Raw genomic sequence first — 24,131 nt, 5'->3', positions numbered from 1 at the left:
TTTATTGATATGCTAATCGTTAGATTTCAGGGGTAGTGATTCTGCCCGACACGGCCGCGGCGGCTGCTACCAGCGGACTGGCCAGGATGGTGCGTGCACCGGGACCCTGACGCCCTTCGAAGTTACGGTTGGAGGTGGAGACGGCATACTTCCCTGCCGGTACCTTGTCGTCGTTCATCGCCAGACAGGCGGAGCATCCCGGCTGTCGCAGCTCGAAACCGGCCTCCTCCAGGATCCGGTCGAGCCCCTCGGCCTCGATCTGCCTGCGGACCTGCCAGCTGCCGGGTACCAGCCATGCGGTGATGTTGTCGGCCCTCCTCTTCCCTTTCACGTAGTTGGCGAAGGTGCGGAAATCCTCGATGCGGCCGTTGGTGCAGCTGCCCAGGAAGACGTAGTCGACCGGATGCCCCTCCAGTTTCTGTCCCGGCTTGAAGCCCATGTAGTTGAGCGACTTCTCGAACGAGATCTTGCCTGTCTCGTCAATCTCGTCGATCTGGGGAATGGTACCGTCGATCGGCATCCCCATGCCGGGGTTGGTGCCGTAGGTGATCATCGGCTTGATCTGCGAGGCGTCGAAGGTGACCTCCTTGTCGAAAACCGCCCCTTCGTCGCTCTTCAACGTTTTCCAGTAGGCGAGCGCCTCCTCCCACCGTTCTCCCTTGGGAGCGAACTCGCGCCCCTTGAGGTAGGCGAAGGTGGTCTCGTCGGGTGCGATCAGTCCCCCCCGGGCACCCATCTCGATGCTCAGGTTGCAGAGGGTCATCCGCTGCTCCATGTTGAGGTTGCGGACCGCCTCGCCGGCATACTCCACGAAGTAGCCGGTGGCTCCGCCCGTGGTGAGCTGCCAGATCATGTAGAGGGCCATATCCTTGGCACTTACGCCCTCTCGGAGCTTTCCCTCGAAGTTGATCCGCATGGTTTTGGGCCTCGTCTGCAGGATGCATTGCGAGGAGAGTACCATCTCCACTTCGCTGGTGCCGATGCCGAAGGCGATGGCGCCGAACGCCCCGTGGGTGGAGGTGTGGCTGTCGCCACAGACGATGGTCATCCCCGGTTGTGTAAAGCCATTCTCCGGTCCGATCACGTGAACGATCCCGTTCTTGGAGTGGCGCAGGCCGTAGTAGGTGAGCCCGAACTCCCGGGCGTTCCTGGCGAGGGTGTCGACCTGGTAACGGGAGACCTCGTCCCGGATGGGGCGCTCCTGCTCCATGGTGGGGATGTTGTGGTCGGCCGTAAGCAGCGTCTGCTCCGGACGGAATACCTTCAATCCCCTTGCCCGAAGTCCCGCAAAGGCCTGGGGACTGGTTACTTCATGGCAGAGGTGGCGGTCGATATAGAGTTGCGAGGGACCCTCCTTTACTGTGGTAACCACGTGTGCGTCCCAGATCTTGTCAAAAAGCGTCTTCATATCTGTTTTTTTCTCTTGAATTTATTTATTCCACAAACTTGTTAACCGCATCGATAAATGCCTCCACCGAAGCGGAGACGATATCGGTATTGGCCGAGAAGCCGTAGTAGAGCAGTCCGTTGTGCTCCACCTGCATGTGGACCTTGCCCACATCGTCGCTTCCGCGGTTGATGGCCTGGATCAGGAACTCCTGGATCACCATTTCGCGGCTGATGATCTTCTTCACCGCCTTGATAGCGGCGTCGACGGGACCGTTTCCGGTGGCCGATGCCTCGAAGTGCTCGCCGGCGATGTTGAGTCCGATACTGGCTACGTGACGCAGACCGATTCCGCAGGTGACCTGCAGGTAGTCGATCTGGATGCGGTGCAGTTTCGACTCCTTGCCTACCAGCGAGAGGATGTCGTCATCCTTGATATCCTTCTTCTTGTCGGCCAGTGCGAGGAACTTCTGGTACACTTCATCCAGCTCGCCGTTGTCGATATCGACGCCCAGCAGGTTGAGGCGGTTCTTCAGTGCGGCGCGGCCACTCCGTGCCGTCAGCACGATGGAGTTCTCGTCGATTCCCACATCTTTCGGGTCGATGATCTCGTAGGTCTGCACATTTTTCAGTACTCCGTCCTGGTGGATGCCCGAGGAGTGGGCAAAAGCGTTCCTGCCCACGATCGCCTTGTTGGGCTGTACCGGCATGTTCATCAGCGTGGAGACCAGCCGGCTGGTGGAGTAGATCTTGGTGGTGTTGATATTGGTATCGAACCCGAGGTCCTTGTGGCTCTTCAGTGCCATCACCACCTCCTCGAGCGAGGTGTTTCCGGCCCGCTCGCCGATTCCGTTGATGGTCACCTCCACCTGTCGCGCGCCGTTGAGCACCCCGGCGAGGGTGTTGGCGGTAGCCATGCCCAGATCCTGATGGCAGTGCGTGGAGAGGATGGCCTTCTTCATGTCAACATGGTCGATGAGGTACTTGATCTTTGCACCATAAACGTGGGGAAAGCAGTAGCCGGTGGTGTCGGGGATGTTGACCACGGTGGCACCGGCATCCACTACCGCCTGCACCACACGGGCGAGATATTCGTTGTCGGTGCGGCCGGCATCCTCGGCGTAGAACTCCACGTCGTCGACAAACCGGCGGGCATGCTTCACCGCCTTCACTGCCCGTTCGATGATCTCTTCGCGGTTGGAGTTGAATTTGTGCCGGATATGGATATCGGATGTGCCGATCCCGGTGTGGATCCGTTTCCGTTTGGCATATTTCAACGACTCGGCTGCCACCTCGATATCCTTTTCAACTGCACGGGTGAGGGCGCAGATAACGGGCCAGGTGACCGCCTTGGAGATCTCCACCACCGAGTTGAAGTCGCCCGGACTGGAGACCGGGAAACCGGCTTCGATCACATCCACACCCAGCAGTTCGAGTGCCTTGGCCACCTGAATCTTCTCGATGGTGTTCAGTTGACAGCCGGGAACCTGCTCCCCGTCGCGCAACGTCGTATCAAAAACATAAACTCGTTCCATATCTATTTTCTACTTGGTTTGATCTGTTCCATTATAAGAAGAAACCTTTCCCACGCGGTGAGAAAGGTTTCTTTATCAAGTTATTTGCTATTCAATATCGATATACCGGTCTCACCCTCCGAAATGCTCCAGAAGTAGAATGGAAATGACTAGAATAGCGATAGAATGTTGACTCATCATTGAAATGAAAAAGTTTTTTCTTGTAATTGAGTGCAAAGAAAAAGCAAAAAATCGGAATGGCAAAATATTTTCCATATTTTTTTCAAAAAAAATTACGAATTGAAATAAAAAGCGAGATGTTGGTTACAAAGTTTAGGTATCTCTTCCTTGTGCGGCCGATTATCACTATTTTTGTCGACCCGACCAATAGGGAGAGGAGTGGAGAGGATGAAAGAGAACAGCAAAGCCCTTCTATATACCGCAATAGCCATCGCCAGCTGGTCGACGGTTGCTTCTGCCTTCAAAATCGGCTTGCGACACTACGGTGCCTTCGAACTGATACTGGTGTCGGCCATTACCGCTACGCTCCTCTTTGCCGGGGTGCTCACCTTTCAGCGCAAGTGGCACCTGTTGAAGGGTTTGAACCGGAGAGAGCTGGGGAGCTACGCCTTTACCGGCCTGTTGAACCCTGCCCTCTACTACCTGATCCTTTTCCGGTCGTACGACCTGCTGCCGGCACAGGTTGCACAGCCGATCAACTACTTCTGGCCCATTCTTCTGGCCCTGCTGCTGGCGGTGATCGAGAAGCGGCCTGTTCCCCTCTTCAAGTTTGCCGGGATGATCATTTCGTTTGGCGGTGTGGTGCTGATCTCGGTGGGTGCCGAGGGTATCGCAGGGGTTGAGCTGTCGAAAGCCGGAATCCTGCTCGCCTTTTTCAGCGCCTTCCTGTGGGCCACCTTCTGGATCGTGAACCGGCGTAACAGAGCGGTGGACGGTATTGCGGGACTCTTTCTCAGCTTCCTCTCCGGCTCCATCTACCTGTTGCTCGCCGCCCCGTTCCTCTCGTCCCGCCTCGCTTCGCTGCCTGGATTGTTGTCGGCCCTATACGTGGGGATGTTCGAAATGGCCGTCCCCTTCATCTTCTTCGGAATGGCCCTGCAGAAAAGCAGCAATCCGGCGCTGACCAACCAGCTCTGCTACCTCTCTCCCTTTATCTCCCTCTTTCTGATCCATGCAGTGGTGGGAGAGACCATCTACCTTACCACCTACCTCGGACTGCTCCTGATTGTTTCGGGCATCCTGCTGAACGAGTATCTGAAACCCGTCGGGCGCTTGCTTGCGAAAGTTGTACAATTAACAAAAAATAACAAGATTCCATGCAAGGAAAGGGACAAGGGTGGATTTAAAGGGTAACATGTAGAACCAAATGATGAAAAAAATGAAAACGATGAAAAAATCTACTTTACTGTTGACAGCGGGGTTGCTCTTTGGCTCCCTCTTCCTCCCCTCATGTCTGAACGACGACGATGATGTGAACCGCTTATATCCGAATGCGCTGGTGACCGTTAAGCATGCGGGGGATAAAACTGTTTTTCTGCAGTTGGACGACAAGACGACACTGCTTCCCGTGAACCTGACCACTTCACCCTTTGGAGAGAAAGAAGTTCGGGCGCTGGTAAACTATAAGGAGGTGGACATACCCAGCAGTGGATACGATCAGGCGGTACACGTGAGCTGGATCGACAGTATCCGCACGAAGGGGATGGTACCCAACCTGGGTGATGAGAACGATCAGAAATATGGCAACGACCCGGTGGAGATCGTACGCGACTGGGTGACGATTGCCGAGGATGGATATCTTACACTCCGTTTCCGTACCGAGTGGGGTTATCCGCGTGTGGTGCATTATGTGAACCTCTTCTCTACCAACAATCCGGAGAACCCGTATGAGGTGGAGTTCCGCCACAATGCGAACGGCGATATCGGCGGACGACTGGGTGACGGACTGGTGGCGTTCCGGCTCGACAGCCTGCCTGATACGCAAGGGGAGACCGTGAAACTGAAGCTGAAATGGAGATCGTTCAGCGGCGAGAAATCGGCTGAGTTCGACTACAAGACGCGTGCGGCCACACCGGCCAGTCCTGCCATTGCTGCCGAACGCAGCGTAATACCGTTGCAATAACCGATTATTTCACCGTTGCTTCGAGCAAAATCTGTAAATGACCAGAGACGTAGACAGGGAGGAGACACTGCTTCGGCAGATCATACGGGGTAACAGAGCGGCCATGAAGAGGTTCTACGACACCTATTCGGGGTATCTTACCGCCGTATGCTCCCGTTACGTCCCGGACAAGGAGGATGTGAAGGATATCCTGCAGGAGAGCTTTATCAAGATCTTCAAGGCAGTGGATACGTTCGAATACAAGGGAGAGGGATCGTTAAAGGCGTGGGCGTCGCGTATTGTGGTCAACGAAGCGTTGAAGCATATCCGCACGGGCAGCAGATTGAAGGTGACGAACATGCCGGAGGGGGAGCTCCCCGATCTGGCGGACGACCGGGAGCCCGACTTCCACGAGATCCCTACACCGGTGATCATGGAGATGATCAGAAAGTTGCCCATGGGTTACCGGACTGTATTCAACCTCTATGTGTTTGAGGAGAAAAGTCACAAGGAGATTGCTTCGCTTCTCAATATTTCGGAGAGCACCTCTGCGTCGCAGTTGCACAGGGCCAAGGCCCAGCTGATGCAGGAGATCGATTCTTACCGGTTTAAAAAGATGGCACTATGAGTAATCAATGGCAGGATGAGTTGCGCAGCCGGATGGAGCATTATGAAGAGCCTGCTCCTGAAGGATTGTGGGAAAGAGTTGAGCAGATGATGAATGCCGGTAGTGGAACCATTGCACGGCCGGTAGGAAAAGGTGTGGGGATGTGGTACAGGCGTGCCGGAGCAGTAGCCGCAGTCGGCATCGTGCTGTTTTTTACCGGACTGTATCTCTTCAGGGAAAATCAAAAAAATGTTCAGTCCGTCGCACTACAAGACAGTAACGAACGGCACGCTCCGGCAACGCTTTCCATCCGGAAACCGCAGTTGGCGCAACAGCTCGGGCCGGTAGCCCCGGTAGCCCCGGTTCGCCCTGTTGCCGTTGTCCGTCCGCTTCCCGTGATTGACGAAGTGTCTGCCGAACAGCCTGAAACGTCTGCCGAACAGCCCGAAACGTCTGTCGAACAGCCCGAAGCGGTGGATGAATCTCCACTTCCCGCCCCAAAAATCGAGAGGAGCAACACTCCCGCCAGCAGCGGCAAGGAGGAGTTCCGTCTGCCGGCAAGGCGGCGCAACAGCCAACCGGCCAGGTGGCAGACCGACCTGTATGCGAACAATATACCGTCGGGCTCCGTGGCCCATTACGACGGATACCGCACCTTTACCCCCTCGGGTCTGGTGTCGGATGAGAAGGAGGAGCTGCTGGCCGGCAGGGCAGAGGTTCCGGGCACCTTCCTGGTAGGCGACGAGTACCGGCATGTCTATACCGATATCAGCCATTCACAGCCGGTCACCCTGGGATTTTCGCTCAAGTATGGCCTCGGCGACCGCTGGAGTATCACGGGGGGAGTCAACTACACCATGCTCACCTCCAGGTTGAGCACTGGTAGCTATAGCCAGTACTACCGCAGCCGCCAGACGCTGCACTACCTCGGTCTCCCGGTAAGCCTCAACTACACCTTCTGGAGGGGCGACAAGCTCTCGGCCTATGTTTCAGGCGGAGGAGCCGTGGAGAAGAGCGTTTCGGGAAGCCTCACTACCGATTATATTGTGGATAATGTGGTGGAGGAGAGGATTGAAGAGCGGATGAGGGTTAAACCGCTGCAGTGGTCGGCCACCGCCGGCGCCGGTGTGGAGTACCGCTTCTGGAAAAGAATCGGTCTCTATGCCGAGCCGGGAATGAGTTACCACTTCAGCAATGGCAGCAGGGTGGAGACGATCTACCGGGAGAAGCCGCTCAACTTCAATATCCGTCTCGGATTACGTTTTACCCTCACCGATTGATATTAAATGAACCCAATTAAAAAGTCATCCCGAGTGATGGCTTTTTAATTTATTGTAATCTTTCATATTGGTAGATGAGTGAACTGCGTGGCTGCTCCAGTTTCAGTGTGAGTCCGTTCCGTAGCGCCTCACCCGTCAGGTAGAAAGAGTGGGCGCTATCGCGATCGGTTAACTTGTAGGTTGCCCCCGGCTGGAGAGCCGACAACCTCACCGTGATCTCGTCGCTGGTACACTCTTCCCGCCTGAATGCCACGATGATCCCCGTTTCATCGGACGGCCTGTGGAGCTGATAGACCATCCAGATATCATCGGCTGTCATATCCTCATAGGAGGTCAACGGATAGTATTCCCCGTAATAGTAGGGGCGTAGCTCCATGAACTCCTTGAAACAGCGCTGCATTTCGGTAAAGGAGGATGACTGGTCGGTGATCTTCCAGTTGAAGATTACCGAGGTGCCCAGGCTGGAGCGAAAAGTAAAGCGGTCACTCTTCTGGACGCCGGTCCCGGTCAACGGTAAAAAGAGACTGAGTCCATAGGTGTGTGTCTGGTATCCGACCGGCTCGCCGTAGGTGTAGTCGGTACGCCACATCGGAGCACTCCGCTTCATCGTCTCAAAGTCGAGGCGACGTCCTCCGCTGGCACAATTGTCAATTATCGCCTCCGGAAATCTCCGTAGCAGGTAGTCCCAGAAAGCGTAGAGACCCTCAATATGGCGTATCTCCCTGATACCCATCCTGCCAGGCGCATCATTCTCTCTCCAGAAGTTGTCGATTCTCATGTTGAAATCCTGGCGATAGTAGTCGATCCCGTTCGCCTCCATGAAGTCGCCGATATAGTTGCAAAGCCATTGGAGCGCCTCCCTGTTTCCCAAGTCAAACAAATAGTCGCCTGTTCCATCCGCTTGAAGCATCCACTCCTTCCTCTCCCTGCCCCATTTCGAATCCTTGACCACCCTCTCCGGTTCAAACCAGACCATGAACTTGGCGCCGGCCTTGTGTACCTCGTCAGATATCGGTTTTAGCCCCCCTGGAAAGCGATCCTGGTCCACCTCCCAGTTTCCGACCGTGTTGGCCCAGTTCTTCTCCTTCTCCACCTCATTGGCGTGAATATACCAGCCCGCATCGAGCCAGAACACCTCCGGAACCAGCTTGAACCGCTTATACCGGTTGATCATAGCAATGGCATAGTCGGTCGTCAGGCAGGTAGGTATCCAGCTCTTTCATCCCGGCCCGGAGGGAGAGACCGCTCGCTTTATTTTTCTCGAAACGGGCAAACCAGGTACCGGTCCATCCAACAGCCACCATGACTCCACTACCCGTTTCCGATTCGATGTTGAAGAAGGGGAAGGCGTGATCGGAGGAGCGTCCGTTCCGGGGATAGATCTCAAATGGCACACCCGCCTTCAGCACCTCTTTTTTAGGATTGAAATCGCTTCGGGAGGCAGAGCTTCCGTTGGCATAGTGCAACAACAGTTCGCTGCCGCCACCATAGCGCCAATCCACATCAATTACCGAAACCGCTGTTATCTGTGGCGAGTTCTCGTCCGAACTGTTGGTGAAATGGAGCACCCACTCCACAGCCTCGTGCGACGGATAGTACTTCAGGTGACAGGTCACGATCATTCCCGTTTCCCTCTCCTTCCAGCTGTATTGGTTCTCTACTGCACCCGCCGCATCGGGACTCCCCTTTTTCGCCGAGAATTGCCATTTTCTGATAAAGGTGGAGGAGTGGACGCCATTGTACCGGAACGAGAAGGGTGGGATAACCTCTTTTCTAAATTGTTGATCCACCCAGTCGGCCACCTTCACCTCCTTTTTCCCGAACCGGGAGAGGGACTGGCCAAAGGTTGGCGTGGCGAACCACACCAGGTTGAGAATTAGCCATGTTACTACATTTCGTTTCATACTCTTGACTTTTACAGCCCCTCTGCCCCTTTCATATCCTGTCTACCGCATTGTCTGGTTACAGGCTAAGGTTTGGATTGGAGCTATTCAGGGTTCTCCTGTTGTGTGTTGGTTAACATTAGTTTAATCGATTCAACTTCGAATTTCGTTAAAATTTATCGATATATGTGGCCTGGAAAGTGGCAAGATATTGTCATTTACGTTTTATTAACTAAAGGAGCGGCTCCAGCTTGCAGATATGAAGCGGCATGCCCCAAAAAAAACGGTCCCCTCCGACAGAGAGAACCGTTAATCCTATTTGATGATTAAAGATGTTGCTTATCCGAAATCGTCGAACATGATCATTTCGGGCGGTACGCCGAGGCTGTCGAGCATCTTTTGCACCGCAGCGGCCATCGGGCCGGGACCGCACATGTAGTACTCGATATCTTCGGGAGCGTCGTGATCCTTGAGGTAGGTATCGTAGATCACCTGATGTACGAACCCGGGGGTATACTTCACGCCGGCAGCATCTGCTTCCGGATCGGGACGGTCGAGTGCCAGGTGGAACGAGAAGTTGGGGAACTCGCGCTCCAGTTCGTAGAAGTCTTCGAGGTAGAATGCCTCCATCAATGCGCGTGCGCCGTAGAAGAATGACATCTTGCGGTCGGTTGTCTTCAGCGTCTTGGTCATATGCATGATCTGTGCACGCAGGGGAGCCATACCGGCACCACCACCCACCCAGAGCATTTCGCGCTTGCTGTTGACGATGGGGTGGAAATCGCCGTAGGGACCCGACATGATCACCTTGTCGCCCGGCTTCAGGTTGAAGATATAGGAGGAGACGATACCTGGACTTACATTCATCCAGGTGTTCCTGGCCCGGTCGAACGGCGGGGTTGCCACACGGACGTTCAGTTTGATGATATCCCCTTCGGCAGGGTAGTTGGCCATGGAGTAGGCGCGAATGGTCTCTTCCTCGTTCTTGACGGAGAGATCCCACATCTTGAACTTGTCCCACTCCGGTTTATACTGGTCGTCGATATCGAAATCGGTATACTTCAGTTCATACTTGGGAACCTTGATCTGGCTGTAAGAGCCCGGGATGAAGTCGAGATGCTCGCCATCGGGCAGTTTCACGATAAACTCCTTGATAAAGGTGGCTACGTTGTTGTTCGATACAACTTCGCACTCCCACTCCTTCACGCCGAATACCTCTTCCGGCACCATGATCTCCATATCCTCCTTCACCTTCACCTGGCAGCTGAGACGCCACTTGTCCATCTGCTCCTTGCGGCTGAAGTGGCCGGTTTCGGTGGGTAGTATCTCTCCACCACCTTCCAGTACCCGGCAGCGGCACTGTCCGCACGTTCCACCGCCGCCACAGGCGGACGAGAGGAAGATATTCTGTGATTGCAGCGTATTTAGCAGGGTTGACCCCATGGGAACCTCCAGATTTTTCTCGTTATTGACGGTAATCTTCACATTTCCGGACGGCATCAGCTTCGCCTTGGCCACCAGGATGACAATTACCAAGATCAGAATGATCAACAGGAAAACCACCACACTGGTCAAGATGGTTATTCCGCCTGAACTCATTAACAACACATTCATTGTATATTCCTGTTTTTATTAAATGGTAAACTCTGTTTATTTTTGATTGGCAATGAGTTCCGACTTAGATGTTGATCCCGGAGAAACTCATAAACCCGATGGCCATCAGGGCGGTGATGATAAATGTGATACCCAGCCCTTTCAACGGTTTGGGAACGTTGGAATACTCCAGTTTTTCCCGGATGGCCGCCATGCCCACGATAGCCAGCAACCATCCTATACCGGAACCGAATCCGTAGGCGGTAGCCATGCCCACATTGGCAAACTCGCGCTGCTGCATGAAGAGCGAACCGCCCAGGATGGCGCAGTTCACGGCAATCAGCGGCAGGAAGATACCCAACGATGCGTAAAGCGAGGGGCTGAACCTCTCCACGATCATTTCGACCAGCTGTACGAAAGATGCGATTACGGCGATAAAGATGAGCAGGCTGAAGACGCTCAGGTCGACTGTCGCAAACTGTGGACCCAGCCACGCCAGGGCACCAGCCTTCAGCACGTAGTTTTCGAGCATATAGTTGATGGGAAGGGTGAGCACCAGAACGAAGGTTACTGCAGTCCCCAGCCCAAGAGCGGTTTTTACGTTTTTCGACACAGCAAGATAGGAGCACATACCCAAGAAGTATGCGAATATCATGTTGTCTACAAATATCGATCGTACAATCAGACTAATAGCATCCATGTTTATTTCTTTCTTTTTTATTATTCGACACTAATCTTCCTAGTTGGTTTCTTCCTGCAACTCCCTGTTTCTTGAACGGTGTACCCAGATGATCACGGCAACGATGATCAGCGCCATGGGAGCCAGCATCATCAGGCCGTTGTTCTCATAACCGGCGTTGTAGAGGGCCTGCGGTATGACCTTATATCCAAGCAGGGTGCCCGAACCGAGCAGTTCGCGGAAGAAGCCTACCACTACCAGAATCCAGCCGTAGCCGAGTCCATTGCCGATACCGTCGAGGAATGATGGCCAAGGTCCGTTCCCCAAGGCAAATGCTTCGAGGCGCCCCATCAGGATACAGTTGGTAACAATCAGTCCCACGAAGACCGACAGCTGTTTGTTCACGTCGTAAGCAAATGCCTTGAGCACTTCGCTCACGATGGTAACCAGTGCTGCCACCACCACCAGTTGGACGATGATGCGGATGCGGTTGGGAATGGTCTTCCGCAACAACGAGATGATTACGTTGGCAAAGGCGGTAACGATGGTTACGGCGATGGCCATTACCAATGAGGGTTCCAGCTTTGAAGTCACAGCCAATGCCGAACAGATACCGAGTACCTGAACCAGGATCGGGTTGTTTTTATTGAGGGGCCCCAAAAGGGCCTGTTTTGCTTTTGCTGATAATGCCATATTCTTATCGTTTTATAGTGAATGCGGAACTACTGTCCGGCATTGTTGAGTTGCAGTAAAAAATTCTTGTATTGTCCCACGCTTTCGAGCAGCATTGCGTCGACCCCCTTGCTGGTGATGGTTCCGCCCGAGATGCCGTCGACATAATCCCTTTCGGAATTGCTCTGTCCCGGTTTCACCACGGCGATCGATTTGAACTCGCCGTTCTTGATCAGCTCCTTGCCGTTGAACTGGCCACGGAAGGCTGTATTGACAATCTCTGCACCCAATCCAGGGGTTTCGCCGGCATGACCAAACTCGGAACCGTAGACGGTGCTGCCGTTGCTCTCGATGGAGAGATATCCCCAGATGGGACCCCAAAGTCCGGTGCCTTGCATGGGGATAACGTACTTCTTGGAGCCTTCCACTTCGGCCTCGTAAACAGCCAGTCCCTCACCTTCGCCCGAGAAGGCGGGATCGGTGGGCTCGATGCCTTCGGTACCTTCAATCTTGTTCCCATCGGGAGAGATGAGGTAGGCCGATTTGATCAGGCTTCTGTAGATGCCATCAGCTTCGGTCGGTGAAGCGTCGACCCGCAGCGACCGGAGGATCTGCTGCATCTTGTCGATATTCACGTTTGCAGTCTGTTTTTCGCTCAGTACCTGGTGGGTAAAGGCCAGTCCAATGGCTACGATAATCACCATCACCGATGCGTAAACTATTGTATATGTGCTATTTTCTCTATTCATAGTTCAAATGTAGTCAGTAGTTATTCAAAAACGCAGATCCCTATTTTTTCAAGGCTGCCCGTTTCAGGCGGCGTTTGATATTGGCATCCACCACGTAGAAATCGATCAGCGGAGCAAACGCGTTCATAAACAGGATGGCGAGCATCATTCCTTCGGGATATCCGGGGTTGAAGGTGCGGATCAGGATCGCCACAACACCGATGAGAAAACCGTAGATCCATTTTCCTTTTTCCGTACGGGCCGAAGTTACCGGGTCGGTGGCCATGAATACGGCACCAAAGGCGAAACCACCAAGCAGGAAGTGATAGAGGGGTGGCATCTCCATGGCGGCATTCTGTGCTACCAGGTTGAGGAGGCCAACGGTAAACAGTCCGCCCAGGAAGACGGAGAGCATGGTTTTCCAGCTGCCCACACCGGTGATGATCAGCAGGATGGCGCCCAGCAGGATGGCGAGGGTGGATACTTCACCTACCGATCCGGGGATCAGACCCACGAACATGTCCCACATGGAGAGCGGGTTGCCGGTGGTGCTCATGAAGGTGAAATCACCGAAACGGGAGGCGTCTGTCACGGCAAGCTGTCCAAGCGGGGTGGCGCCTGAGAATCCGTCTACCACGTTGCCGGCACCCATTCCGAAGGTATCACCGGTGCGTACCCACACCTTGTCGCCCGACATCTTGGAGGGGTAGGCAAAGAAGAGGAATGCACGGGCAATCAATGCCACGTTGAAGATATTGTATCCGGTTCCACCGAAGACCTCCTTGGCAAAGATGACGGCGAAAGCGGTAGCCACGGCAATCATCCAGAGCGGGGTGTCGATCGGAAGGATCATCGGGATAAGCATCCCCGAAACGAGGAACCCTTCGGCCACCTCTTCCTTCTTCACCTGGGCCATGGCAAATTCGATGCCGAGACCCACCACGTAGGAGACAACGATCTGCGGCAGGATGGCCAGCAGTCCGTAGAGGAATGTTTCAATAAAGCTTGCCTGAACATTGACTGCCAGGTAGTGCTGATAACCCACGTTGTACATCCCCATCAGTAATGCCGGAATAAGTGCCAGTATCACGATAACCATCGTACGCTTCGAATCCCTGGCGTCGTGGATGTGAACTCCCGATCTCGACGTCTTGTTGGGAACGTAGAGGAATGTTTCGAAGGCGTCGAACGTAGAATTCAACCAGTGGAACTTACCTCCTTCTTCGAAATTGGGTTTTATCTTATCGAGAAAATTTCTTAACGACATGTAATGTATCTGTTTTAATTATTGTTATTCTTTGTTTGTTTGCGCAGGATCATGCCGGTTACTCCATCTCTTTTCTGAGCATGTCGAGCCCTGTGCGGACAATACGTTGCAGTTCCAGCTTGGAGGTGTCTACAAACTCGCAAAGCGCGAAATCTTCGGGTGCCACTTCGTAGATCCCCAGCTGTTCCATCTTGTCGATATTGAAAGCGAGGATCGCCTTGATCAGCTGTTCGGGGAAGATATCCAGGGGAAATACCTTGTCGTACTCGTTGGAGACGATGATGGCCCTGGGACCTCCCAGCAGGCGAGCGTCGAGGCGGTAGGCCTTTTTCAGTTTCAGGTAGGTAGGACCGGCACTGTAGCGGTTTGGCGAGAGGGATGCCCAGCCAAATGCTTCGTGTACGTCGTCGCCTTCCGGAATCACGGTCAGCTGCGAATGGGTGGCGCGTAACACACCGTTGGCCTCGATCCGGGTACCGGTGAGGACGTTGCCGCTGATATATCTCAGGTTGCCTTTCCCTTCGACGGTTTTGGCGAAGAGTTCTCCCAGCTGGGTGCCGATAACCATCTCGTAGTATCCGGTCTCTTTTACCTCCGATCCGGTAAGGGCAACGGCGCGGGTGAGGTCTACCACACCTTTGTTGAAGAGCCGTCCGATAAAGAGCAGATCGAGCGCGTTGAGTGTCCAGACCACTTCGCCCCGGTTGACGGGAGCCAGACGGTTGATCTGTGTTCCGACGTTGCCGGCGGGGTGGGGACCTTCAAACTCGGTCAGAACCACGTTTTCGGCTTTCCTCAACCCTTCGTTGCGGGTGTCGGGGCTGATGGAGAGGTAAACTTTCCCCGGGGTGAGTTTGGCTAATGCATTCAGCCCGGTCTGCAGGTCAGCCTCTTCTCCGTCGAGGATGAAGTCGTACGAAGGTGCCAGCGGTGCAGTGTCGAATCCGGTGACAAAGATGTCGCGCGGTTCTTTGCCAGGGTCTGCAACAACGTCGTAGGGACGCTGTTTGATTACAAACCAGATGCCTGCTTCGAGCAATCTTTTCCTGATCTCCTCGGCACTCATCGCGGCGACCTCCGCCTTGCCGTAGTCTACGTAACTGTTCTGCTTGTCGGCTTTGATGGTGATGTCCAGGATCCGCCTCTTCTCTCCACGGTTGATGGCAGTGACCGTTCCGCTGACGGGTGACGCGAACATCATGTCGGGGTGCATCTTGGAGTAGAATAACGGTTGTCCGGCATTCACGACATCGCCCACCTTAACTTTAAGTTTGGGCGTAATGCCCTGAAAATCCTCCGGGCACACCTGCACATATTCACTTGTTATTTTGCCACGAAAAGTCTCTTCGGGTTTTCCTAACAACGGAATCTGCAAGCCTTTCTTGATTTTTATTCGATTAGCCATATATGTAATTGATAAATAACTGTTGGGTTTTTTCCGGGATAAACAGCTGTCAATCAGAGTTTATTGTAATTTAGCTGTGAGGGAAGATAGCCATTTTCCGTTCAGGGTGCAAAGATAACTGTTTTATATTCAAAAAAGAAGAATGTGGAAAAAAATCTTTATTCAAGCTTCGCAAGCTTTAAAAGCCGATTCTTTTATCACAACTCTCGAATCCAGATGTTCCTGAAGCTGACCGGATCGCCGTGATCCTGCAACCGGATGGGGCCGTCGCCATGTACCTCTACCTCGGGAAGTCCGATATAGGGGGTGGTGCCGCGGATGATCGTATGGTTCTGGACCACGATGCCGTTATGCAGCACGGTGACAGTGGGAGGTGTGCGGTAGGTGCCGTCTTTCTTGAAGGTGGGCGCGGTATAGATGATATCGTAACTGTTCCACTCGCCCGGTTTCCGCATGGCGTTCACCAGGGGAGGTGTCTGCTTGTAGATGCTGGCCGCCTGTCCGTTCACATAGGTTTCGTTCTTGTAGCTGTCGAGGATCTGGATCTCGTAGATTCCCTGCAGGAAGAGTCCGCTGTTGCCGCGACCCTGGCTTTCGCCCTGGATCCCTTCCGGTATGCGCCACTCGATGTGCAGCTGGAAGTCGCCAAACTTCCGTTTCGTCTGGATATCGCCCGTTCCTCTCTTCACGGTGAAAACGCCGTTCTCTACCGTCCATTCTGCAGGGCCGCCTTTGACGCTCTCCCACTGCGAAAGGTCCTTGCCGTCGAAGAGGAGGATGGCATCCGACGGGACGGGGTCGGGGGTTACTACCTGTGGTTGCGGTTGCCAGTACTCGGTCATCGCCGGGGTCATGGGTGCCGGTTCTGGATACTTCTTTTCCTGTGCGTTTAGAGGGAGCAGGAAGATCAATCCTGCCACAATGATCAGCTCTTTCCGTTTCATACTCTTTTTACTTTATATTATGTAGAACTTTGATCAGATCGCTTCGGTCATTTCGACCGGGTATTCCAGTGTATCCCTCATCGGGATCAGTCCGAACGAGTATCCCTCTGCCAGTAGCCACTCGATTGACCTGGGAAGTGCCTCGCGGAGGTTCCTCTCTGCTTTCAGTGAATCGTGAAAGACAATGATCGAGCCGTTCCGGGTATAGTGTCTCACATTGCCCAGCACCTGTTGCGGGGTGAGGAACCGGCTGTAGTCGCGGGTAACAACGTCCCACATGACAACCCTGTAGCCGGCCTGTTGCAGCTCCCGGCACTGCTTTATCCGCATATGTCCGTGCGGGGGCCGGAAGAGCGGTGAGTTGATCAGCTCGCGTGCCAGGTCGGTGTTCTCGAGGAACTTTTTGGGGGTGTGTTTCCATCCCTGCAGATGGTTGAAGGTGTGGTTCCCCACATGATGTCCCTTTTCGATCACCTGCCGGAAGAGGTCGGGGTGCTTGCGCACGTTGTCGCCAACACAGAAGAAGGTGGCCTTGATGTCGTAGTGGTCCAACTGGTCGAGTACCCATGGGGTTACCTCGGGAATCGGTCCGTCGTCAAAAGTGAGGAAAACTCGTTTCCGTCCAGGCTCCCCGATTCGCCAGACCGCGCCGGGAAACAGCATCCTGTAAGCCTGGGGTGGTTGCTCTATTAACATAAAAGAGTGACTCTGTTTACGGCTGTTTGTTATACTGTTCCAGCAAGCGGGGGCTGTACTGTTGCATCATCTGCAATGCCTGCTGCATGGTTGCCTCTTCCGAAGAGCGCTGAACCGAGTCGTTGGCCGAACGGTAATAGCCGCGGACGGAGTTGTCGGTGACCTCTTTCAGGATCACGTCTCCCACATATCCCGCACCTGTCAGGTAGTAGGCTTGTGCACGCTCCAGCAGCTCGCTGGTGCAGGCCTTGTATTTTTCGTTGTCGAACTCGTGGTAGACCGAGGTCATCAGCAGTAACGAGTTGATGTTATAATAGATGTCGACCATCGTGTTGGCGACCTGCCGTGGCGACAACCGGTCGTACCAGTCGAGGTTGCCACGCAGCCGCTCTTCGATCTCGTTCATCAGCTGTTCGCCCTTTTCCTTTTCGCCCAGGCGGTAGTAGGCCCTGGCGAACATGATGCCGTCGTTGCCGTAGGCGACCGCTTTAGCGGGCATCACAGTCGTGATCTTGTCGAGCAGGGCCATCGCCTTGTCGTTCTTGCCCTCCTCAATCAGTGCCTCGATCACCTGGTTGGCGTAGAGCCTGAAGGTGGAGATCATCCGGCGACAGGTCTCGTCGAGATAGATATCGGGATTCTCTTCCAGTCCGCCCCATCGGAACTTGTTCATCAGGTTGTCGTATGCCTTTTCGGTGTTGACCCCTTCGCTGACGGGGATGCCGGGAACAATCCGGTAGGCGAGTCCCGTGAGGGAGAAGTTGCTCCCCTGCAGGTTCATGTAGAGGTTCCTGTCGACCGTGGTGGCGTAGTATATCGGCCGCTTCCAGTTGTCGTCGCTGATATTGGCGAGCAGCTCCATGATCATCATCTCCTGCCGGTAGACAGCCGATTTCTGACCCAGGTTGATATACATCCTCTCCGCGGGCTTTGAACCGAGTGAGGCCCAGTCGAGCGCTGCGGTGTCGATATCGATGTAGAGCCGGTTGGAGGGGATCACCTGCGTATCGCCCGTGTTGAACGGGTTGGCTGGCTTGTACTGCCCGGTACGCAGCTTCTCCATGGTCTCCCGGAGCGGAATGGTGTCGCGGTAAGCGTTGGCATCGTAATACTGTCCGTAGGAGATGGAGGGAATATTGTTCTGTTTCAGTACATTCAGGATCTCATTTTTCGTCACCACAAATGCAGCGCTTGCCGCATCGCCCCAATATTTCTCCCGTTCCCACCTGATGGGCAGCGGTGCCGATTCATATGCCTGGCGCAACATCTGGTCTACATACCACTCGGTCTGCAGGAAGCTCAGGTTGGTTACACGCACGTCGGTGCGGAACCCTTCGGTCTCCTGTACGTACCAGAGGGGGTAGGTGTCGTTATCGCCGTTGGTAAAGAGAATGGCATTCGGTTCCACGCTGCTGAGGTAGTTCATTCCGGTGTCGCGTGCCAGTGTCCGCCCGGAGCGGTCGTGGTCGTCCCAGTTCTCTCCCGCCATCTGGACCGGTACCAGCAGGCAGGCTGCAGTGACGAGCGATGCCGAGAGGGTGGTGTTCTTGACGTAGTTGCGCAGGTAGCGGCCGATACCGGCTACCCCGATGCCCACCCAGATGGCGTAGGCGTAGAACGAACCGGCATATGCGTAATCCCTTTCACGGGGCTCGTAGGGGGTCTGGTTGAGGTAGAGCACGATGGCCAACCCTGTCATGAAGAAGAGCAGGAAGACGATCGTGAAGCTCTCTTTTCCTCTCCGTTGCAGCCGTAGCTGGTAGATGATGCCGGCGACTCCCAGCAGGAAGGGGAGCAGGTAATATTTATTGTGTCCCTTGTTGTCGACAATCTCGGGAGCGATGTTATCCTGCGGACCCAGTCCCAGGATAGGCCCGTCGATAAACTTGATGCCGGTGATCCAGTTGCCCTTGGTGATCCCGCCGTCGCCCTGGATATCGTTCTGCCTTCCGGAGAAGTTCCACATGAAGTAGCGCCAGTACATGAAGTTGATCTGGTAGTTGAAGAGAAACTTCAGGTTGTCGAAGAGCGTCGGTTTCTTGGTCCGGTCGGTCACGCCGCCCCAGACCTCGTATCCCTGGATATGGTTGCTGTAGCCCGGCTCCGACGGATGCGTGTGCATACGCGGAAAGAGCATGGTGTTGCTGTATTTATAGGTGGGGATCGTGGATGCGACGTAGCGGTCCTTCTGGTTTTCGTCAGTTTTCAGGACGCGGCTATAGCTCTTTCTCTCCTTGCTCACCACGGCACGGCCCTGGTTGTCCCTGACAATCTGCGAAGCGTAGGTGGTTCCGTAGATGATGGGGGTCTGCCCGTACTGTTCACGGTTGAGATAGCTGCCGAGCGAGAAGATATCTTCGGGCGAGTTGAGGTCGAGCGGGGGATTGGTGGACGATCTGATCGGGATGATGGCGTAGGCCGAAAAGCCAATCAGGATCACCAGCAGGCTCGACATCGAGAGGTTGATGAACTTGAAGTTCATCCGGTTCCCGGTGAAGACGAGATAGATGGCTGTTCCGATCAGCAGGAGCCAGAGCCAGACGCTGTTGCCGATAAAGAGGATGCCGGCGAGACCGATGCTCAGCAGGAATGCGATCCGTGCCCTTTTCATGTCGCCCCTGTCGGAGAGGCTTTCTAGCAGCGCCCAGATGGTGCTGGCCACCAACAGGAGCAGATAGGCGATCACACCCGAATTGTATGACATGCCCAACGTGTTCACGAAGAAGAGCTCGAACCAGCCTCCCACCTTGGTGAATCCCGGAATGATGCCGTACATCAGTATCAGAATCAGGCCGAACGAGAGGAGTAGCGAGAGCAATCCCCCTTTCCTTGTGGGGTTGTTCGATTTCTTATAGTAGTAGACCATCACGATGGCGGGGATACACAACAGGTTGAGCAGGTGGACCCCGATGGAGAGCCCCATGATGTAGGCGATCAGTACGATCCACTTGTCGGAATCGGGCTTCTCCGCATTATCTTCCCATTTCAGGATCAGCCAGAATACAAGTGCGGTAAGCATGGAGGAGAAGGCATACACTTCGCCTTCAACGGCGGAGAACCAGAAGGTGTCGGAGAAGGTGTAGACCAGTGCGCCTACCAGCCCGCTGCCGATCACGATGATGGTTTGTCCCAGGTTGAAGTTGTCGCCCTCTTCAGCCATGACCAGCTTGCGGGTGAGGTGCGTGATGGTCCAGAAGAGGAAGAGGATGGTGAATGCGCTTAGCAGGGCCGACATGCTGTTGACCATTTTCGCCACCTCTCCCGGGTCGGAGGTCAGCTGGGTGAACAGGTTACCCACAAGCATGAAAAAAGGGGCACCGGGTGGGTGTCCGACTTCCAGTTTATACGCTGATGAGATGAATTCGCCGCAGTCCCAGAAGCTGGCTGTCGGTTCGATGGTCATTAGATAAACAATGGCGGCCACGACAAAGACGGCCCATCCTGAAATCGTATTGATAAGATTGAATTTCTTCATTATTTAGCGATAAAAACGATACTCTACACAAAATCTGGACAAAGGTAAGAAAAACAATCAGCTGATTGTGTTAAAAAGAATAAAAAGGGATGATTTGATCGGTTCTCTCTTTATGTTTAAATGAATGTTAATACATATATTTAAAAGTTAAACATACTCTTTTATGTTATAAAACATGTTATTCTATAAAATTCTAAGAATAAGTGAGATATATCCCTATTTTAGCAAAATTTAATTTTTATCGCCCTTTCTCTTTCGAAATTTATCAAAAGATAATTTGGTCAAAAAGAATGAATCTGTTTACTTTGAAGCGCATTAAGGAAAAATTTCGTTATTCAAAGGTCATTTTCTTTAATAATCTGTCGGATTTCATGGAGAAAACATTGGTAATTCTGAAGCCTTCCGCGATACAAAGAAGCCTTGTGGGTGAAGTTGTTTCGCGTTTTGAAAAGAAGGGGCTTCAAATTGTGGGAATGAAGATGGTTTCTCTCTCCGACGCGATTCTGGAAGAACATTATGCTCATCTGAAGGAAAAACCCTTTTTCAAACGCATCAAGGATTCAATGCAGGTCACTCCGGTAATCGTAATGGCGCTGGAGGGCCTGGAAGCGGTTGATGTGGTGAGGATGATGACTGGACCTACCAACGGAAGAAAAGCTCATCCAGGAACCATACGGGGGGATTTTAGCGTCAGTGTGCAGGAGAATATCGTTCATGCATCAGATAGTCCTGAGTCGGCAGCGGTGGAGTTGAAGCGTTTTTTTACGGAAGAGGAGATATTCAGTTATCCACGGCCGACTTTCGCCAATCTCTACGCTAATGATGAGCTTTGACTTTAATGAAATGTATAAATTGTAACTTAAGGCCATTCTAGCTACAGCTTATGATGGAAAAAAATATGAGTTTATCTAAGGGAATAGTGTTGTTTTCTGCATCCTTGATGTTTTTTGCGTCAAGTGCCTTTGCCCAGTTGAAAGAGGGATCTTCCGGTACCAGGGCAGAGGTCGATTACAAGCAACTGCACAGTACAAGTTTAAAGAGTCAGGAAGAGCTTTTCGCCGACGGTATAAAACTCAAGATGAACCTCTCCGTCCTCGACGAGGCTGAGGCAGCGCGTGAACTGGACATGGAGGGGATTCCGTGCGACGATATTTACGGTGGGGTCTGGGAGAATGCCCACGTGAATGTATACGGTTCGTTGAAAAATGCCCCCGACACCTTTATAGTGAATCTCTCCAATTTTACCATGCCCCACGAGGGGAGGATGACCTCTAACTTCGGCCGGCGGGGAAGTCGCCGTTACCACTACGGCATCGACTTGAAAGTGCAGGTGGGAGATACGATCTACGCCGCATTCGACGGTAAGGTACGTGTGCAGCAGTATGAACGGAGGGGATACGGATACTATACGGTGATCCGTCATGTGAACGGTCTGGAGACGGTTTACGGCCACCTCTCGAAATTCCTGGTGAACGAGAATGACTTCGTCCGTTCGGGACAACCCATCGCACTGGGTGGTAACACCGGCCGCTCCACCGGATCGCATCTTCACTTCGAGGTCCGTTTCCTGGGCAAGCCGATCAATCCGAACTTCCTGATCGATTTCGAGAACAAGGTTTGTCACCGCGACGAATATCTGGTAACTGAAACGAGTTACCGGAAAACATCGCAGAGCAGTCGCGTGCTGACCTATAACAGCAACTACAAGGAACCTACCACAACCAACAATAACAAGTATGTTTCGGGCGAAGTGAAATATCACCGGATAAAGAGCGGTGACACGCTTGGAGCGATTGCCCGAAGATATGGCGTATCCGTATCGAAGCTATGCAGTCTCAACAACATCACACCAAAGACTACGCTGCGGATAGGCAAATCGTTGAGGGTTTCGTGATGTGGATAACCCCATTAAATGAAGAAGGTACAGGCGGTTGAGCTTGTACCTTTTTCTTTTTTTATTTACCTTTGTCGTTTCGATAACGATTTAAACAGCGTTGTTCCTATGAGTGAGACAAACCGGCAGTTTGACGAGGTAATCGCCATCTGCAGAGAGATGTTCGAAAAGAAATCGAGCGATTACGGACCTACCTGGAGGATCTTGCGTCCCGAGTCGGTAACCGATCAGCTGCTGATCAAGGCCAACCGGATCCGGTCGCTGGAGATCAAGAAGGAGAGCAAGGTAGGCGAGGGGATTTTTCCAGAGTTTATCGGGATTGTCAATTACGGTATCATGGGATTGATACAGCTCGAACTCGGGTATGCCGACACTGTCGATATCTCTCGCGAGGAGGCATTGCAGCTTTTCGACAAGCATATTGCGGCGACCAAGGAGCTGATGTACGCCAAGAATCACGATTACGATGAGGCGTGGCGCAGCATGCGCGTCAGTTCCTATACCGACCTGATTCTGGCAAAACTGTTCCGGATCAAGGAGATGGAGAATAACGAGGGAAAAACCATCGCTTCGGAGGGGATTGACGCAAACTATATGGATATCATCAATTATGCCCTCTTCGGGCTGATCAAACTCCATTTCGGCGAGGAGTAGTCAACCCAAACGGTTAAACCTGCAATAGGGAATCGACGATGAACAAACCCGCAAGATCTCTGAAAATTGTGACTGAACTCTCCAGAATCATCCTGGGGGGCACTTTTGCCTTTTCGGGTTTTGTGAAGGCGGTGGATCCGCTCGGTTTCTCCTACAAGATACAGGATTACCTGGTCTCCTTGGGGATGACGGGACTCTTGTCGCTCGCGCTGCCGGCAGCCATTCTGCTGGTGGTTGCGGAGTTTCTGCTGGGGACCCTCCTCTTGATGGGGATTTACCGCAAAACGGTTGTCCGGTTCATTGCCCTTTTCATGGCATTCTTTCTGCCGCTTACACTCTGGATTGCTTTGAAGAACCCGGTGGAGGAGTGCGGCTGTTTTGGAGATGCGCTGGTGATCAGTAACTGGGCCACTTTTTACAAGAATATTCTCTTGGGCCTCTGTACCCTTGTCCTGCTGAACCGTCACCGGGAGATAACTCCGTTGTTTACCTCCGGTAGCGTCTGGAAGGCGGCCGGATACACGACCCTTTTTGCACTCACCTTCTCCATCTACAATGTGGTGAAGCTGCCGGTTTTCGATTTTCGGCCCTACCATATCGGGGCCAATATTCCGGAGGGGATCCATATCGATCCCGCAAAGGGTGATGTGGTGGAGAACCTTTTTATCTACAGCAAGGAGGGGGTGGAGCAGGAGTTTACCGAGGAGAACTATCCGTGGAGCGACTCCACCTGGACCTTCGTGGAGATGAAAACCCGGGTGATCCGGAAGGGCGAGAAGCCGAAGATATCCGATTTTCAGGTTTTTGAACTGGACTATGACAGCCTGGCACAAGATTTTGTTGCCGGAGAGGATATAACGGAGCAGCTCCTGTTGGATGGAGGATATCACTTTCTGATGGTATCCTATTCGCTGGAGGAGATGAACCGGAGGTATCTCGACAAGTTCATGCGGGCGGCCACCTATGCGGCGGAAAAGGGATATGGTTTTTACTGCCTCACCTCCTCCCCGGCAGAGGTGATCGGTGAGTGGAGTTCGGCCAACGGCATCAGCTTCCGGTTTGCACATGTGGACGAGAGGGTCCTCAAGACGATGATCCGGTCGAATCCCGGATTGATATTGCTCTCTGAGGGTACCGTCATCAACAAGTGGGACGACAGCGAGGTGCCCGATTTAACGCCGCAGCGGGGTGAGGAGCAGCTTGTTGCCAGGGGGCTCAAAGTGAACTTTTGGGGTAAACTGATGGTTATACTCCTGATATTTACTGTTCCGTTGGCGCTGATCGGGGCGGTACCTGCCCCGGGAAGGGCGAGAATGACCAGATAGGCATAGC

General features: G+C 53.4%; 20 protein-coding genes and 1 pseudogene. 8 read left to right on the top strand and 13 right to left on the bottom strand.

Annotated features, from left to right (window positions below; all coding sequences use genetic code 11):
* Positions 1-19 precede the first annotated feature (19 nt).
* Positions 20-1,408, bottom strand: coding sequence for a 3-isopropylmalate dehydratase large subunit (gene leuC / locus ING2E5A_RS13510; protein ID WP_071137858.1), 1,389 nt, complete (start codon positions 1,406-1,408; stop codon positions 20-22).
* 25 nt (positions 1,409-1,433) lie between these two features.
* Positions 1,434-2,921, bottom strand: coding sequence for a 2-isopropylmalate synthase (locus ING2E5A_RS13505; RefSeq protein WP_071137857.1), 1,488 nt, complete (start codon positions 2,919-2,921; stop codon positions 1,434-1,436).
* Positions 2,922-3,308: 387 nt separating this feature from the next.
* Between ING2E5A_RS13505 and ING2E5A_RS13500 the strand changes: the two genes are divergently transcribed.
* The 4 genes from ING2E5A_RS13500 to ING2E5A_RS13485 are packed head-to-tail and all read left to right on the top strand — an operon-like array spanning position 3,309 to position 6,909.
* Positions 3,309-4,274, top strand: coding sequence for a DMT family transporter (locus tag ING2E5A_RS13500; protein ID WP_071137856.1), 966 nt, complete (start codon positions 3,309-3,311; stop codon positions 4,272-4,274).
* A 25-nt stretch (positions 4,275-4,299) separates the two neighbouring features.
* Complete coding sequence (locus tag ING2E5A_RS13495) at positions 4,300-5,043, top strand: NigD1/NigD2 family lipoprotein (protein WP_071138376.1); 744 nt, start codon at positions 4,300-4,302, stop codon at positions 5,041-5,043.
* Between the two features lie 37 nt (positions 5,044-5,080).
* On the top strand, positions 5,081-5,650 hold the full coding sequence (locus ING2E5A_RS13490) for an RNA polymerase sigma factor (protein WP_071137855.1): 570 nt from the start codon (positions 5,081-5,083) through the stop codon (positions 5,648-5,650).
* Positions 5,647-6,909, top strand: a complete 1,263-nt coding sequence (locus ING2E5A_RS13485; RefSeq protein WP_083373356.1) for a porin family protein — start codon at positions 5,647-5,649, stop codon at positions 6,907-6,909. Before ING2E5A_RS13490 ends, ING2E5A_RS13485 begins: the two co-directional genes overlap by 4 nt.
* A 49-nt stretch (positions 6,910-6,958) precedes the next feature.
* On the opposite strand, the pseudogene ING2E5A_RS15795 reads toward ING2E5A_RS13485, so the two are convergent.
* From ING2E5A_RS15795 to ING2E5A_RS13435, 11 genes and pseudogenes are all read right to left on the bottom strand, one after another.
* Positions 6,959-8,113, bottom strand: a pseudogene (locus ING2E5A_RS15795) (glycoside hydrolase family 36 protein); the annotation flags it as partial.
* Positions 8,067-8,813 (bottom strand): hypothetical protein, encoded by a 747-nt coding sequence (locus ING2E5A_RS15790; protein ID WP_231960391.1) that lies wholly within the window; start codon positions 8,811-8,813, stop codon positions 8,067-8,069. The gene ING2E5A_RS15790 and the pseudogene ING2E5A_RS15795, both read right to left, overlap by 47 nt.
* Before the next feature lie 318 nt (positions 8,814-9,131).
* The gene (nqrF, locus tag ING2E5A_RS13475; protein WP_071137853.1) at positions 9,132-10,406 is read right to left on the bottom strand and encodes an NADH:ubiquinone reductase (Na(+)-transporting) subunit F; all 1,275 of its coding nucleotides are present in this window, start codon (positions 10,404-10,406) and stop codon (positions 9,132-9,134) included.
* Positions 10,407-10,470: 64 nt separating this feature from the next.
* A complete protein-coding gene (gene nqrE, locus ING2E5A_RS13470; RefSeq protein ID WP_071137852.1) occupies positions 10,471-11,085 on the bottom strand; it encodes an NADH:ubiquinone reductase (Na(+)-transporting) subunit E in 615 nt (204 codons plus the stop codon).
* A 39-nt stretch (positions 11,086-11,124) separates the two neighbouring features.
* Positions 11,125-11,757 (bottom strand): NADH:ubiquinone reductase (Na(+)-transporting) subunit D, encoded by a 633-nt coding sequence (locus ING2E5A_RS13465; RefSeq protein ID WP_071137851.1) that lies wholly within the window; start codon positions 11,755-11,757, stop codon positions 11,125-11,127.
* Between the two features lie 29 nt (positions 11,758-11,786).
* Positions 11,787-12,485 carry an NADH:ubiquinone reductase (Na(+)-transporting) subunit C gene (gene nqrC, locus ING2E5A_RS13460; protein WP_071137850.1) on the bottom strand — a complete coding sequence of 233 codons (699 nt, stop codon included), beginning with the start codon at positions 12,483-12,485 and terminating at the stop codon, positions 11,787-11,789.
* 40 nt (positions 12,486-12,525) lie between these two features.
* Positions 12,526-13,731 carry an NADH:ubiquinone reductase (Na(+)-transporting) subunit B gene (locus ING2E5A_RS13455; RefSeq protein ID WP_071137849.1) on the bottom strand — a complete coding sequence of 402 codons (1,206 nt, stop codon included), beginning with the start codon at positions 13,729-13,731 and terminating at the stop codon, positions 12,526-12,528.
* A 58-nt stretch (positions 13,732-13,789) separates the two neighbouring features.
* Positions 13,790-15,136 (bottom strand): Na(+)-translocating NADH-quinone reductase subunit A, encoded by a 1,347-nt coding sequence (locus tag ING2E5A_RS13450; protein ID WP_071137848.1) that lies wholly within the window; start codon positions 15,134-15,136, stop codon positions 13,790-13,792.
* Between the two features lie 197 nt (positions 15,137-15,333).
* Positions 15,334-16,080, bottom strand: coding sequence for a 3-keto-disaccharide hydrolase (locus ING2E5A_RS13445; protein ID WP_071137847.1), 747 nt, complete (start codon positions 16,078-16,080; stop codon positions 15,334-15,336).
* 33 nt (positions 16,081-16,113) lie between these two features.
* A complete protein-coding gene (locus ING2E5A_RS13440; protein ID WP_071137846.1) occupies positions 16,114-16,776 on the bottom strand; it encodes a polysaccharide deacetylase family protein in 663 nt (220 codons plus the stop codon).
* Between the two features lie 16 nt (positions 16,777-16,792).
* Positions 16,793-20,251: a DUF2723 domain-containing protein gene (locus tag ING2E5A_RS13435; protein ID WP_071137845.1), complete on the bottom strand. Its 3,459-nt coding sequence runs from the start codon at positions 20,249-20,251 to the stop codon at positions 16,793-16,795.
* Positions 20,252-20,622: 371 nt separating this feature from the next.
* Here ING2E5A_RS13435 and ndk point away from each other — a divergent pair, with 371 nt between their 5' ends.
* The 4 genes from ndk to ING2E5A_RS13415 all read left to right on the top strand — a co-directional run bounded on the left by ndk (position 20,623) and on the right by ING2E5A_RS13415 (position 24,124).
* On the top strand, positions 20,623-21,084 hold the full coding sequence (gene ndk, locus ING2E5A_RS13430) for a nucleoside-diphosphate kinase (protein ID WP_071138375.1): 462 nt from the start codon (positions 20,623-20,625) through the stop codon (positions 21,082-21,084).
* A gap of 65 nt (positions 21,085-21,149) precedes the next feature.
* Positions 21,150-22,145: a peptidoglycan DD-metalloendopeptidase family protein gene (locus ING2E5A_RS13425; protein WP_071138374.1), complete on the top strand. Its 996-nt coding sequence runs from the start codon at positions 21,150-21,152 to the stop codon at positions 22,143-22,145.
* Positions 22,146-22,253: 108 nt separating this feature from the next.
* Positions 22,254-22,799, top strand: a complete 546-nt coding sequence (locus ING2E5A_RS13420) for a DUF1599 domain-containing protein (RefSeq protein ID WP_071137844.1) — start codon at positions 22,254-22,256, stop codon at positions 22,797-22,799.
* A 38-nt stretch (positions 22,800-22,837) separates the two neighbouring features.
* Positions 22,838-24,124: a BT_3928 family protein gene (locus ING2E5A_RS13415; RefSeq protein ID WP_071137843.1), complete on the top strand. Its 1,287-nt coding sequence runs from the start codon at positions 22,838-22,840 to the stop codon at positions 24,122-24,124.
* Positions 24,125-24,131 lie beyond the last annotated feature (7 nt).

The organism is Petrimonas mucosa (assembly GCF_900095795.1).
Taxonomy (GTDB): domain Bacteria; phylum Bacteroidota; class Bacteroidia; order Bacteroidales; family Dysgonomonadaceae; genus Petrimonas; species Petrimonas mucosa.
Note: the sequence above shows the minus strand (reverse complement) of the source record. Positions and strands in the feature narration are given on the sequence as shown.